This window comes from Microbacterium sp. 2MCAF23, assembly GCF_052115565.1.
Classification (GTDB): domain Bacteria; phylum Actinomycetota; class Actinomycetes; order Actinomycetales; family Microbacteriaceae; genus Microbacterium.
In genome coordinates this window covers 44037-57708 of the sequence record NZ_JBFRGY010000018.1, presented here as the reverse complement: position 1 = coordinate 57708, position 13672 = coordinate 44037, and the positions used below count along the sequence as shown (strand labels likewise).

Below are 13672 nucleotides of genomic sequence, written 5' to 3'. Positions count from 1 at the left end.
GTGGTGGTGGAACAACTCACGCCTCCACGGCGAGCTCGGACTGCGAACTCCCCTCGAGGTCGAGAACGCATACTACGCTGACCACGAATCATCCCTCCCGGCAGTCGCCGGACAGGAATAGCAGTCGGAACGAAGACCAGGCCGATTCAGAAGCGATCCACGGCGGTATCACCGAGCCACCCGCCTTCCTCGATGAACCAGCGCGGGCTCGAGAAGTGGTGCAGGGTCACCACGGGAGTCAATCCCAGGCGGAGTGCCGTTTCGATCATGCGGCGGTAGTGGGCGAGCTCGGCGAGCGAGAACTGTCCAGGCAACGGTTCGACCCGCGCCCACTCGATCCCGAAGCGGTAGGCATTCAGGCCGGCGTCGGCGAGAAGCTGCATGTCCTCTTCGTAGCGGTGGTAACTGTCGACGGCATCGCCACTGCTGGTGAAGTGCGGCAGGCGCTGTTCGTATACCCACCAGTCGCTGTTGACGTTGTTGCCTTCGATTTGGTGCGGGGCGCCGGATGCTCCCCACAGGAAGCCAGTGTTGTTGCTGTCGGTCACGATGTGTCCTTTCGTTGGGTACGCGTCCCTGCTAGGGACGGACGTGAAGAGTGGTGGCGAGTGACGCGGTCGAGTCGGCGCCGACCCAGATGTCGATGGTGGTGGCGTCCTGTACGAGATCGCGGTTTACGGCGCTCCAGTACTTCAGCTCATCCGGGCCGAGAGCGAAGGAGACCGTTCGCTGCTCGCCGGGTGTTAGGAAGACACGTTCGAATCCTTTGAGTTCGCGAACGGGGCGAGACGAGGTGCCGTGGCGCTGGTGGATATAGAGCTGCACAACCTCGTCAGCGGGGACATCGGAGGTGTTGGTCACAGAGGCGCGCACCGTGGCAGTTTCTCCGACGCGGATCTCATTTGCATCTACACGCAGGTCGGTGTATTCGAACGAGGCGTAAGACAGTCCGAACCCGAAGGGGTACAGCGGCGTGCTTTCCTTTTCGAAGTACCGCTCGTTCTGTTTCTCGGGCTCGAAGGTGCGGTAATGGGCGTAGACCATGGGGATCTGCCCTACGTGGCGCGGCCAGGTGAAAGGTAGCCGTCCGGCCGGTGACACGTCGCCGCAGAGCACGGAGGCGACCGCGTCTCCACCTCGCGTGCCAGGGTGCCACGCCTGCACCATCGCGCCGACGTTCGCATCCGCCCACTGCAGATCCACGGGCCGACCAGAGATGACGACGACGACGACGGGCGTACCGGTCGCGGCGATGCGCCGCAGTTGTTCCAACTGTCGCCCGGGGAGATCGAGGGTGGAGCTGGACGCTTTCTCGCCCGACTGGTTCTGCCGCTGACCCACGACGACGACGGCGACATCCGCAGCCGCTGCCGTTTCGACGGCACGAGTGATCTCTGCCTCATCATCCCAGTCGTTGGGGGTAGCCGTGATCGTTGGATCGGCACGGTCGAACTGCGAGGGGAACAGCCGCTCCCGGATGCCGGCGCCGGGCGCGTACGTGATCTCGGTATCCGGTAGGCGGTTTCTCAGCCCCTCCAGCACGGTGACGGTTTCAGCGGTGTCGTGGTCGAACACCCAGGCGCCGAGCAGATCACGCTTACTGTCGGCGAGTTGGCCGATCACCGCGATCGACTCCAGCTGATCCGGTGTGAGCGGCAGAAGGCCGCCTGAGTTCTTGAGGAGCACGATGGATCGTTCCGCCGCCGTCTGAGCGGTGGCACGGTGGTTCGCATCGTCGAGGACAGTAGTTGTCGCCGGCTCATCGGCGTAGGGATTCTCGAACAGTCCGAGGCGGAACTTCGCTCGCAGCACTCGTCGGACGGCCTCATCCAGAGCGCTCTCCGCGAGAGTCCCGTCGGCGACTGCTTGGGGAAGGTGCGCGAACGCGGCCTCGGACGTGGCCATCTCCATGTCGAGGCCTGCGGTCACCGCACGAGCCGCAGCATCGGATGGGTCCTTGGCCAGGTGCTGCGTCTCAAGCGACTTCACGGCGTTCGCATCGGAGACCACGAATCCGTCGAAGCCGAGCGCGTCGCGCAGGACATCGGTGAGCAGCCATCGGTTCGCAGCGGCAGGGACGCCGTTGAGATCCATGTACGCGCTCATCACGTTCGCGGCGCCCGCTTCGATCGCCGCACGGAACGGCGGGAAGTATACGTTCCAGAGTTCGGAGTCCGACACCTCAGCGTCTTCGTAGTCGCGGCCGCCTCGTGCGGCGCCGTAGCCGGCGAAGTGCTTGGGGCCCGCCAGGACACGGTCGGCACCGAAGTCGCCTTGGAATCCACGGATCTGCGCTGTGGCCATCGCGGCACCGAGGACCGGGTCCTCACCTACGCTTTCGAAGATGCGCCCCCAACGGGGGTCTCGGGCGATGTCGATCATGGGCGCGAAAGTCCAGTGGATGCCGGCCGCTCGGGCCTCGCGTGCTGCAACGGCCTGCGCACGTTCGACGATGTCGATGTCCCAACTGGCGGCGAGGCCGATAGGGGCGGGCATGATCGTACGGAGCCCGTGTACGACGTCGAACCCGAACAGTAGTGGGATGCCGAGCCGGGTCTGCTCTATGGCGATGCGTTGCAGCCGGTTGATCGTCACCGGGTCGCTGACGAAGAGAGCGGATCCGACGCGCCCGGCCGCCATCTCCCGTTCGACGAACTTGGGCATCTCGACGAAGACGCGGTGCTCTGGCGGGAGCGACTCAATATCGAAGTCCTCCGGGAGCTCGGGTACTCCGAGGTAAAAGTACTGAGTCAGCTGCCCTGCCTTCTCCTCCAGGGAAAGCTGGAGCATTAGGTCATCGATGCGAGCTTCAATGTCGAGGTTCGAGTCACGGAAAGCGGGAGTGGTCATAGTGGGAAACGCTCCTGGGATCGTCGGTGGGTCTTTCGGGTGCCTGCGAAGGCAAGAGGGAGATCATTGAGGTTCTCGCTGAGCGTTGTGAGCGTGAGGGTGGCTTCCCCGTGTGTCACGGAGCGCGCGTGGATCGTCACCGGACCCTCGCTGTTCGAGCCGCGAATGATCGCGATCGCTCGACCGCGGTAGGTGCGGGTGTGATCATCGGTATATGTTCCGGTCGTCGTGGGCGCAGCGCTGCCTAGGGCTACGAGCTCGCCCGCACCGGTGACAGTGACGACGAGGTCATCTTCGGATCCGGCGTCGACGATGCTGTCGGCATCTGCGAGTTCGACCCATACATAGGCGAGGTCGTCTGGCCCGTGAATCTCCGTCGACTCGGCTCGCAACCGTAGTGCCGTCGGCCCGGCGGTCCGTAGCGTGGTGCGCCCGACTTCAGTTCCCGCGCGATAGGCGACCGCAGTGAGCTCCCCTGGCTCGTACCGGGCTCGAAAGCGTGCGACGTAGTGCTTGCGGAGGCCGGCGGCGCGACGGCCGAGCGAGCGCCCGTTGAGGAGCAGCTCGACCTGATCGTGCGGCGAGTACACCTCGATCTCGGCGACACCTTCGTGGCCTCGCCAGGACCAGGACGACACGCCGTCGGATGCCAGCCACGGGGTCTTGTTCGGGCGCTGGCCGGCACGGTCCATCGGACGAACGGCGATGCCTGGGTCCTCGGCGATCTCCCACACTGCCTGCGCGAGGTGCAGGGCGGCGCCGGGTGTCCCTGTGACATCGAAGACGCCACAGCCTGCGAGGATGCCGGGGTAGGGTTTCGCGATTCCACCGACCTCGTCACCATAACTCCAGTACCCGAGCCCGACTTCGCCGAGGTAGTCCCAGCCAGTCCAGCCGAAGTCGCCGATCACGCCCGGGATGGACCTGACCCGCTTCCAGATGGCGGGGAGGTCTCCGGGCATGGATTCAGTGCCGACGATGACCCGGTCGGGGTACCGCTTCCGGGCCCGGCCGTAGCTTGCATAGCCGTAGTTGTACCCGGCGATGTCGACCGTTTCGAAGATGTCTCGCGAAGCCCGATGCGCGGCGGGCAATGTGGAGGCCAGGACCATGAGTCGCCCCATCTTCGCGGCCATCTGATTGGCCGCCGTGCTGGTGGCGGGCCTACGCTCCGGGGGCCCGTCTTCGCCGTGTTCCGCAGACTTCGCCGCCATCATGGCCAGCAGCGGGTTGACTGCGATGGTCGTCGGTCGTGTCGGGTCAGATGTCCGGAAGAAGTCGTGGATCTCGCGGGCGACCTCGACGCCGCCCGCGGTCGCCGATTCGGCGATCTCGTTGCCGATCGAGTACATGATCACCGAAGGACGATTGCGGTCTTTCGCGATCAGCGCGGCAGCGTCGTCGCGCCACTGCGCGCGGAACAGGGGGGACTCATCATGGGGCGTCTTGGGCTTGAACCAGACGTCGGTCAGCTCGTCCATGACATACAGGCCGAGGCGATCGCAGGCATCGAGGAACGCCCGCGAGAGCGGGTTGTGCGCGCTTCGTATGGCGTTGTAACCGGCCTCCTTGAGCAACCGGGCGCGGCGCCACTCCGCTGCGGCGAAGGTCGCCGCGCCGAGGGGGCCGTTGTCGTGGTGGATCGCTGTACCGCGCAGCAGCACTGCTTCCCCGTTGATACGGAGACCGTGTTGAGGGTCGACGTCGATGGTGCGGAGACCGACCCGCTCCGTCCGCCTGTCGACGACGACGTCGTCGATCGTGAGCTGCGCGGTGAGATCATAGAGTTGCGGGCGATCTGCGGACCACAGACGCGCTCCCGTCACTGAGAGCTCGAGCGATTCGACATTCTCCTTCACCGCTGTCTCACGACGGGCCACGATCTCACCGTCGTGACTCAGCACAACAGTCAGTGTCGATCCGGCTGGGATGTCACCGTCGAAGTGCACAATCGCGTCGACGACGGCGTTCGTTCTCATCGGCCCGGCCTCGATGGATCGGGTGATGAGGTGAACGCCGTCGCGGGCAATCCGGGACTTGCGGTGCGATTCCAGCCACACCGGGCGGTAGATGCCGGATCCGGTGTACCAGCGGCTGTTGGGGACGGCGTAGTTGTCGACCTGCACTTCGATCGCAACGCTCTGGCCTGGACGCACATCCGGAAGAGGTGCGCTGAACTCTCGATACGGGCTTTCATTGCGCGCGATCTCTTCGCCGGCGGCCAGCACGACTGCGCGCCCGTAAACACCCTCGAAGAAGAGGCTGTGCTCGCCATCCGATAGATCCTGGGGCGCCGTCCATGTCCGTCGGTATATGTACGAGCCCCCGGGGAAGAATCCCCCGTGATTCCCGGTAGTGGGACCGTCCGCAGATCGCGGCTCGGCGATCATGGCGTCATGCGGCAAGCGCACATCGGTCGCTTCTCCGTCCGGACTGCGGTAAAACGTCCAGTCGTCCGTGAACAGGGTGCGGGTCATGGGCTCATCTCCCCAGGGGCTCGTTGCGGTGTCGGACTCGGGCACTATCGGACGCTCTTCACGCCCCACTGCACGATGATTCCGGCGACGATCGTGAGTGCTGCGGCGACCAGGAACAGGAGTCCGTAGTTCTTGTCGTTACCGGCCACGCCGATCAGAATCAGGGGCGTCGCGAGAAGAGGGGCGACGGCCTGAGCGATAGAGGTGGAGTACCCGTTGATACCAAGGAATCGGCCGGCGTCGGTGTCCTTCTCCGGGAGCACGTTGAGCACGAGCGCCTGGTCGACCGAAGAGAAGATTCCCAGTGCGAGGCCAGTGAGGCAGGACCCGATGATGAGAACACCGAAGTTGCTGCCGCCGAACGCCAGGGTCACCGCACCGATCGTGTAGAGGATGCCGGAGGACAAGACGAAGACTCTACGACGATTGAGCTTGTCTGACAGGAAGCCACCGAACAGCGCACCCACACCAGTGACGACGACGCTGATCAGTGAGAGCACAGCGATCAGGGGGCCGATGTCGGCGACCTGTCCGCTCGTTGTCAGACGCGACGCGAAAAACAGCGACGTATACGTCGAGGAGAAAGTAACACCTGTCATGAACAAGAGGCGAGCCAACCAGTTCCAAGCGAAGTCCGGGTAGCGACGCGGATTGAACACGAGACCAGACAGCGTCTTGCCGAGGCTCATCGGTTCCGCGAATCGGATATCACGTGTATCCCGCTCCTTGACGAACAGAACCCAGCACAGAATGGCGATCAATCCGACGCTGCCAGGAACGAGGAAGACGAGATAGTTGTTCCCGATGAAGGCGCTGGCCAGGCCGACACCGGCGACTGGGGCGACCATCTGCACGAAGCCGGTCATGCCCGCGACGCGACCGTACTGGGACTCCGGCAGCCGATCAGCCTGCGACTGGATCAGCGAGTTCATGGTCATGCTCCACCCGGCCGAGGTGAGGATCCACCCCAGCAGCACAACCGGAACGTTGGCGGCCGCTGCGACCACGGCGAGTCCGATGATGCCAGCCACCGCCCCCGCGAGTGCGAACGGGCGGCGGCGGCCGAAGCGGGATCTGGCGCGATCGCTCCAGATGCCCACCAGCGGTCCGGTGATCGTCGTCACAATGGCAGCGATTCCGATCACCAGTCCGAGGAGCTCCACGTTCGATGGCGCGAGCTCCTGAATGCGCAACGACAGGGAGAGGCCGATGGGGGCGACCAGAGCGACGTACGCGCCGAACATCGCCCACAGAAGAAAGCCGATGTACTTCGCTTTCACCGGCGTGCGCAGCGTTCCGGTGGCAGTCGTTTCGGCTTGTGTCTCGGCAGCGAGAGCCTGCTGAGCGGGAGAGGTCGCCGATCCTAGCGCTGCCGGCGCGTTCGGGTTATCCGACATGAGGACTCCTTCGTCGTGTGACCGGATGCCCGGCCCCCACATGTGTGTGTCGCGGCAATCGTTACCACGTGATAACGAGTGTCACACAAGCGTTTATCACGTGTCAAGCAGGAGTATCACGAGACAATGCCGGTACGCTGAACAACGGCGGAGGGGGAAGGATGTCGACGACAAGCGCGGATGTGGCACTGCACGCTGGAGTGTCACGAGCGACCGTTAGCCAGGTTCTCAATGGGCACTCGAACCGCTTCACCCCGGAGACTGCAGCGCGCGTTCTCCGTGCCGCGGAGGAACTCGGATATCAACCCTCGACCGCCGGGCGAATGCTCCGCTCAGGCCTGAGCGACTTCGTCATCGCCCTTGTACCCAACACGACTTTCGGCAGTAACCTCCAAGACATTTTCGGAACGGTGACCGACATGCTCTCGCTCCAAGGCCTCACCTTGGTGCTCCGACTGTCGACCGACTCGCCATCCTCCCTGGATGCGGTCCTCGGCGGCATGCGGCCTCGAGCTGTGCTCTCACTGCAGCCGTTCACCGATGTTGAGCGGCAAGTCCTCGCCGACCGCGGGGTCCCCGGTTTCGACGGCTCCGTGGAGGGAGCCGTGAATCTCAACTTCGTTGTCGGTCGGCTGCAAGCGGAGCATCTCATCGAACGAGGGTTTCGTCAGCTCGCTTTTGCTCACCTCCGCGATGCGCGACAAGACCCCTTCGGCGACGACCGCGAAGCGGGCGTGATCGCCGCCAGCACAGATGCCGGCCTCCAGCCACCGGCCGTAATCGGTTTCGGCGTGGACCTCGACAGCGCCGGCGATGCGCTCTCGTCGTTACAGGCAGGTGTGGGCGTGGCCTGTTACAACGACGACCTCGCGATCACCCTGCTCAACGCTGCGACAGCTCGGCACTGGCGGGTGCCTAACGATCTGGGAATCATCGGCATGGATAACACACCGCTCGCTCATGTCACCGCGCCACGACTAACCACCGTGTCGTACGATCTGGCCGCTGTCGCTCGAGCCACCACTACCGCTGCCCTCAGCGCGCTGGGACAGGAACTCCCACCCGAGAATGCTGACATCAACCTCCGAGTCATTCCTGGCGGGTCGACCTGACGTACAACGAGCGCAGCGGCCCCCATCCAGCGAGAACGCAAGAGTACTTGTCGAAAGAGAAGATCAGGATCTTCCTGATCCCCGATCCATCGCCGGGAATCAATGGACACCTAGCATCCGTCTGACCATTCTCGAGGATGCTGGCTGGGAGGGTGAAGCCAGAACCGGGACTATGCGATCCTGGCGGCAACAATGCTGCGGTCGAGCACTCCACGCCACCCCGCCGGATCTGCAGAGTCGTGGCTCGCGGTTCCCGCCATCCACAGCGCAGCCATCAGGTCGTCGTTGAAGTCTGTGGAAAGGACGCGTATCCGTGGGCTTTGTCGACTAGCTCATGCCCGGGCGCAGTCGAGCAATCGCACGTGCTAACGAGCACGGTCGGGTCAGGGACCCAATCCAGTCCAGCCATACGCGAGTGGAGCGAGACACGGCTCAGATCGTTTCGCTCTCGGTTGCTGACCGGCGCCGGGGAGCACCCGGAGAGCCGCGCCGGAACCGCCTTCCTGGTGATCGCTTGTGGGGCACCTCGCGAGGCACGCGAAAGATCTGCCGGAAACGATCGCTTCGGAGAAGCTACGGCATCAAGGACGAGCCCTCTTGCCTTGTAGTCGGGTCGAAAACTCGCAGGGGTCTACAAAGTCGATGCCAACCGATCCGAGACGCGTTGTCAATTTGGCCACAGCGTAGGTGATTCACTCGTGCACCATGGCCATTCCCGGTGACTATTGGCGCTTCCCACTCCGTTTTCTCGCTGGGGGCCGGCCCACGAAGCCGTCTGGGTGGCGGCAGCGACACTCGTAGTCGCGAGCTGGCCCCAATTTCATCCTCTGGACAGTGTTCAGACAGCTCAGCCAGCTCACCGTGTCCTTGTATATGCGAAGCGATTGCGGACGTACTGCGCCCGCCCGGTCAGAGATCCACATGCTGAACAGTGTCGACATGATGGTGCCCTCAGTCACCGATTCGACCTTCAACGCGAGCTTGCTCGCCTGAGCGCTCAGGCGCTCGCGGACTTCGTCCTCGGTATCAGCTGTAGCGGCGATCCGGACAAGGGTCCCTCCTGCGTTCCGGGTTCGCGCCCTTCCCGTGAGCCGCCCTCGGGTAACTGTGAAGCTGACAGCCCCAAGCTCACCGATCGCCAGCGGACGCCGACCAGCTACTAGGCCGCATCCGTTTCAGCTTCTAGGCTCTCCAGCCATTCATTCACCGTCGAGAGCCGATAGCGGACTCGATTCCCCAGGTGGATGGCTTTCGGTCCTCGCCTGGACCGCGGCGCACGCCAGTCCTCGAGAGTCCGTACCGGGATCTGCAGATACTCCGACAGCTGCTGGGTGGTCATGAGCTGAGTCACGGTGATCTCTGTCATGCCCACCACATGCGCGGCCAAGGTCCGCATGTGTACGCGTTCGTTCCGTACCTGAACGTAGGACGCCTTCAGAGGCCCCTTTGATGGGGCCAGAACTGGCCATTTACTGGCCAGTTCGACAGGCTTTCGAGCAGTGGAGAGCATCAATGAACCTTCCTTCTCCGCGTAAATTCGCGGATGGAAGGGCCTTCTAGAGTGGGGCGGGTCGGACTTGAACCGACGATCGTTGGGTTATGAGCCCACTGCCTTCACCAGCTTGGCCACCGCCCCGGATCTTCGAGACTACCGGGCCAGGGCGACCCTCCGGTGCACTCGGCTCAGAGCGGGCTCGCCTGGCGGTGCAGCGCCGAATGCTCGCGGTAGACCCGGGCGTTCTGGCGCAGCCCTTCCCTCTCCTCGGCAGAGAGTTCGCGGCGGACCTTGGCCGGCACTCCCGCGACGAGCGATCCGTCCGGCACTTCCATGCCGCTCAGCACCAGCGCGCCGCCGGCGATGAGACATTCGGATCCGATCACGGCCCCGTTCAGCACGACGGCTCCCATGCCGATCAGCGATCCGTCCCCGATCGTGCAGCCGTGCACGACCGCGTTGTGCCCTATCGAGACATCGTCGCCGATGATGACGCCGTGGCCGGGGTCGACGTGCACCGAGACGCTGTCCTGCGCGTTGCTGCCGGCGCCGATCCGGATCTCCGCCGAATCCGCGCGCAGCACGGCGTTGTACCAGACGCTGGAGCCCTCGCCGATCGTCACCGCCCCGATCACTTTCGCGCCCGCGGCGAGGAACGCCGTGGAATCGATGACGGGGATTCGGCCGGGCAGGGACAGGACGGTGGCATCGTCGCTCATACTGCGACCCTATCCGCCCCGTCCCCGCGCGCGTCCCCGATCAACCGATCCCCATCGCGCTCTTCAGCGCCGCCGTGTACTGCGGAGCGAGGGAGTTCGCGAACGTGACGGTGATGTGGTCCTGGTCGCGGTAGATGTTGGCTCCGCCGACCACCGCACGGCAGTTCTCGTCGTCGCAGAAGACCTTTGTGAAGTCGAGCAGCGTGACATCCTTCTGACCATGCGCGGCCGCGCGCAGCGGGTCCTTCTCGGTCAGCAGGTCGGAGCGCGAGCCGTCGCAGGCGCTCGGGGCGCGGGTGCGCAGACACTTGTTCGGGTCGGTCTCCCAGACGGGGTTGTCGACGACGGTGACCACGGGCGTTCCCTTGGACGTCTGCGTGGCCCAGGCCTCGCGGTATCCGGCGACCGCCGCCTCGTAGGAGGAGGCATGATCCCCCGCGGCGTACGGCGTCGTGGAGAGCGCGGCGGTGAAGATCGCGTCGAAGTGCCGCTTCTCGAGCTGCTTCGCCACCGCGGCGCGATACTGCGTGCACGCGTCGCCGAACGCCCCGCCGGTGGACAGTGGCGTGGTGTTCCACGGACAGGCGCCCTTGAAGTACGTGGTGAGGTGCCACCCTTCCTTCTCCGCGATGCCCTGGAACGTAGTGAGCAGCTGATACGCGTGGCTGTCGCCGATCAGAGCGATCTGCTTCGCGTTCGGGTCCTTTGAGCCGAACTCGCACGAGACCGGCCGTGCGTCGTTGAGCTGCACGAAGCACTGCGACGCCTCCGGACGGTCGACGCCCGCGAAGCCTGGGGCGGGAAGGATCTCATCGGACTTGGTCCCCGCACAAGACTCATCGAGGATGGCCGCCGCACCGAAGCACGCCGGGGGATTCGCACGAAGTTCGGCGATGGCCTGCACGCCCTGCTGGTAGGTGCCCGCGTTCGCGGCCCAGCCGACGCCCGCGGCACCCGCGACGATCACCATCGCAGCGAGTGACGCCCACAGCGAGAGCCGCGGCTTGCGCGAGGTCACAGGCTTCCAGGTGCGGGTCGGATCCTCCACGAACTTCTTGGTGAGCCAGGCCAGCAGGAAGCAGATGCCGACCAGCGCGACGCGGTGGTAGATCGTGAGGCCCCAGAACGGCACGGACGGCGCGATGATGATGAGCGGCCAGTGCCACAGATACAGGCTGTACGAGATGTCGCCGGTGAAGCGCATCGGCCGGATCGCCAGGATGCGGGTCGGATACCACCAGCGCTCGGTGTTGGAGGCGGCGATGACCGCCGCCGCCGCAAGCGTGGGGATCGCAGCCATGTAGCCGGGGAACGGCGTCTGCGCGTCGAAGCGGTAGATCACGACGAGCAGCACGATGATGCCGCCCCAGCCCAGGATGAAGCTGCCGATCGCGTTGCTCACGCGGAGGCGGGGCACCAGGGCGAGCACGGCGCCCACACCGAACTGCCACATCCGGCCGAAGGTGACGAAGTATGCGGGCGCCGGATTCGTCGCCGTGAACCAGACGCAGAACGCGAAGGAGACCACCGAGACGATGCCGATCGCGATCGCCGCCGCGCGGAGGCGGGAGCCGCGGAAGTGCTTCACCGCGATCCATGCCGCGAGCAGCATGATCAGCGGCCAGAGCACGTAGAACTGCTCCTCGAGGGACAGCGACCAGTAGTGCTGCACCATCGTCGGATCGCCGGCGTGCGCGAGGTAGTCGGCCGAGTTCAGCGCGAGGAACCAGTTCTCGACGTAGAAAGTGGACGCCACGATCTCCTGCAGCTCCGCGGGAAGCTGGGACAACGGCGACAGCACCGGGATCGCCGCGACGATCGCGCAGAACAGCAGCACGAGCAGCGACGCAGGAAGCAGGCGTCGCGCACGGCGAGCCCAGAACTGGCCGAGGTTCACCCGCCCCGTGGCGTTCAGCTCACGCGCAAGGTGCGCGGTGATCAGGAACCCGGAGATGACGAAGAAGATGTCGACGCCGACGTAGCCGCCGCTCAGCCGTCCCGGCCAGAAGTGGTACAGCACGACGGCCAGCACCGCGATCGCGCGCAGACCCTGCACATGAGGGATGAAGTTCGATCCGACCTTCTGCGCGGCGGAGGTGCCCCGCGTTTCGGATGTACGGAGTCGGCGCAGGGCCGCACGGGAGGAGGTACCAGCTGTTGCCACCTGACGAAGGTATCCCGGATCGCTGAGTCCTCCCGTCGTCCACGCGGTGCGCTCGTGGATCCCAGGGAAGGCCAGCCTTGCCGAAATAGCATGTGACCTGCGAGTTAGCGTTGCCTCAGCTTGCTTGCGGAACAAACTGAGCCGAGTAGCGTTGCTCTCAAGACATCAGCACGCACGGATCCGAATGATCACCGAGGAGTCATCATGAGCAACGCCGAGACCATCACCCAGGCCACCGTCGACCCGACCGTCGCGGCCGGCGCCGCCCAGTTCCTGACCCCGGTCGTGCTGGGCCTCCAGGCGCTCACCGTGAACGGCAAGCAGGCGCACTGGCACGTGCGCGGCGCGAACTTCGTCGGCGTGCACGAGCTGCTCGACGTGATCGTCGACCACGCAGGAGACTTCGCCGACACCGCCGCAGAGCGCATCGTCGCTCTGGGCCTGCCGATCGACGCCCGCGTCACGGTTGTCGCCGAGAAGGCCGGCGCGACGCAGGTCCCCGCCGGATTCACCCGTTCGGACGACCTCGTGCGCGCCGTGATCGCCGACATCGACGCGATCCTCGTCAACGTGAAGGCCGCTGTCGAAGGCCTCGACGAGATCGACCTCACCAGCCAGGACGTGGCGATCGAGATCCAGCGCGGCCTCGAGAAGGACCGCTGGTTCCTCGTCTCGCACATCGCCGCCTGACCCACGGCGCACAGCTCGGAAGGACCTCCGCCCCGCTCAGGGACGGGGGTCCTTCTGCAAGTAGGCGAGCACGGCCAGCACGCGACGATGGTCGGTGCCGGAATCCTCGAGGCCGAGCTTGGCGAAGATGGCGGACACGTTCTTCTCCACCGCGCCCACCCCGATGCTCATGCCGGCTGCGATCGACGCGTTGCTGCGCCCCTCCGCCATCGCCTCGAGGACTTCGCGCTCCCGAGGGGTGAGACGACCGACCGGATCGGGTCCGGTACGCATCAGCTGCTGCACGACCCGAGGATCCAGCACCGTCCCGCCCTGGCTGACCTGCCGGACGGCTCCGGAGAGCTCTTCGAGTGAGGTGACCCTGTCCTTGAGGAGATAGCCGACTCCCCCGTCGCCGGCCCCGAGCAGTTCCCTCGCATAAACGCCTTCGACGTACTGGCTGAGCACGAGGATGCCCACCCCGGGGAGAGCCGCCCGCAGCGCCAGAGCTGCGCGGATCCCTTCGTCCCGGAACGACGGAGGCATCCGCACGTCCAGCACGGCCACCGTCGCGGCCGCAGCACGGGTGCGCGCCACCACGTCCTCGGCGTCGGCATACGCGCCGACGGTCTCGAATCCGGCCTCGGCGAGCAGACGCACGAGACCTTCGCGCAGCAGGATCGAGTCCTCGAAGAGGATCACCCGCAGCGGAGTCTGCTGATCGGTCACGCCCTTCAGACTAGGGCGCGGCAGGCCAGAGCGCGGGCGCTCACCGCGCCGTCGGTGCGG

Annotated in this window: 10 protein-coding genes and 1 tRNA gene; 2 read left to right on the top strand and 9 right to left on the bottom strand. The window is 65.2% G+C overall.

Annotated features, from left to right (window positions below):
- Positions 1-146: 146 nt before the first annotated feature.
- From AB4078_RS18055 to AB4078_RS18040, 4 genes are read right to left on the bottom strand one after another with little or no spacing between them, the layout of a single operon-like run.
- Positions 147-548, bottom strand: coding sequence for a family 1 glycosylhydrolase (locus AB4078_RS18055; protein WP_441978269.1), 402 nt, complete (start codon positions 546-548; stop codon positions 147-149).
- A 31-nt stretch (positions 549-579) separates the two neighbouring features.
- Positions 580-2790: a glycoside hydrolase family 3 N-terminal domain-containing protein gene (locus AB4078_RS18050; RefSeq protein WP_441978268.1), complete on the bottom strand. Its 2211-nt coding sequence runs from the start codon at positions 2788-2790 to the stop codon at positions 580-582.
- A gap of 56 nt (positions 2791-2846) precedes the next feature.
- Entirely contained in the window at positions 2847-5327 is a 2481-nt protein-coding gene (locus AB4078_RS18045) for a glycoside hydrolase family 2 TIM barrel-domain containing protein (protein ID WP_441978267.1), read from the bottom strand.
- A gap of 44 nt (positions 5328-5371) precedes the next feature.
- Complete coding sequence (locus tag AB4078_RS18040) at positions 5372-6724, bottom strand: MFS transporter (protein ID WP_441978266.1); 1353 nt, start codon at positions 6722-6724, stop codon at positions 5372-5374.
- A gap of 161 nt (positions 6725-6885) precedes the next feature.
- On the opposite strand from AB4078_RS18040, the gene AB4078_RS18035 reads away from it, so the two are divergent.
- Complete coding sequence (locus tag AB4078_RS18035) at positions 6886-7836, top strand: LacI family DNA-binding transcriptional regulator (protein ID WP_441978265.1); 951 nt, start codon at positions 6886-6888, stop codon at positions 7834-7836.
- A gap of 1159 nt (positions 7837-8995) precedes the next feature.
- Here AB4078_RS18035 and AB4078_RS18030 read toward each other — a convergent pair.
- From AB4078_RS18030 to AB4078_RS18015, 4 genes are all read right to left on the bottom strand, one after another.
- The gene (locus AB4078_RS18030; RefSeq protein WP_441978272.1) at positions 8996-9175 is read right to left on the bottom strand and encodes a helix-turn-helix transcriptional regulator; all 180 of its coding nucleotides are present in this window, start codon (positions 9173-9175) and stop codon (positions 8996-8998) included.
- Between the two features lie 223 nt (positions 9176-9398).
- Positions 9399-9472: transfer RNA gene (locus AB4078_RS18025), tRNA-Ile, on the bottom strand.
- 47 nt (positions 9473-9519) lie between these two features.
- On the bottom strand, positions 9520-10050 hold the full coding sequence (locus tag AB4078_RS18020) for a gamma carbonic anhydrase family protein (protein ID WP_441978264.1): 531 nt from the start codon (positions 10048-10050) through the stop codon (positions 9520-9522).
- A 40-nt stretch (positions 10051-10090) separates the two neighbouring features.
- On the bottom strand, positions 10091-12214 hold the full coding sequence (locus AB4078_RS18015; protein ID WP_441978263.1) for an acyltransferase family protein: 2124 nt from the start codon (positions 12212-12214) through the stop codon (positions 10091-10093).
- Between the two features lie 204 nt (positions 12215-12418).
- Here AB4078_RS18015 and AB4078_RS18010 point away from each other — a divergent pair, with 204 nt between their 5' ends.
- Complete coding sequence (locus tag AB4078_RS18010; protein WP_440731933.1) at positions 12419-12904, top strand: Dps family protein; 486 nt, start codon at positions 12419-12421, stop codon at positions 12902-12904.
- A gap of 36 nt (positions 12905-12940) precedes the next feature.
- Here AB4078_RS18010 and AB4078_RS18005 read toward each other — a convergent pair whose 3' ends face one another.
- Positions 12941-13612, bottom strand: coding sequence for a response regulator (locus AB4078_RS18005; RefSeq protein WP_441978262.1), 672 nt, complete (start codon positions 13610-13612; stop codon positions 12941-12943).
- Between the last annotated feature and the right edge of the window lie 60 nt (positions 13613-13672).

Coding starts and splice junctions, on each gene's coding strand:
- AB4078_RS18035 (WP_441978265.1), top strand. CDS start 6,886: ATGTCGACGACAAGCGCGGATGTGGCACTGCACGCTGGAGTGTCACGA.
- AB4078_RS18020 (WP_441978264.1), bottom strand. CDS start 10,050: ATGAGCGACGATGCCACCGTCCTGTCCCTGCCCGGCCGAATCCCCGTC.
- AB4078_RS18045 (WP_441978267.1), bottom strand. CDS start 5,327: ATGACCCGCACCCTGTTCACGGACGACTGGACGTTTTACCGCAGTCCG.
- AB4078_RS18050 (WP_441978268.1), bottom strand. CDS start 2,790: ATGCTCCAGCTTTCCCTGGAGGAGAAGGCAGGGCAGCTGACTCAGTAC.
- AB4078_RS18040 (WP_441978266.1), bottom strand. CDS start 6,724: ATGTCGGATAACCCGAACGCGCCGGCAGCGCTAGGATCGGCGACCTCT.
- AB4078_RS18030 (WP_441978272.1), bottom strand. CDS start 9,175: ATGACCACCCAGCAGCTGTCGGAGTATCTGCAGATCCCGGTACGGACT.
- AB4078_RS18010 (WP_440731933.1), top strand. CDS start 12,419: ATGAGCAACGCCGAGACCATCACCCAGGCCACCGTCGACCCGACCGTC.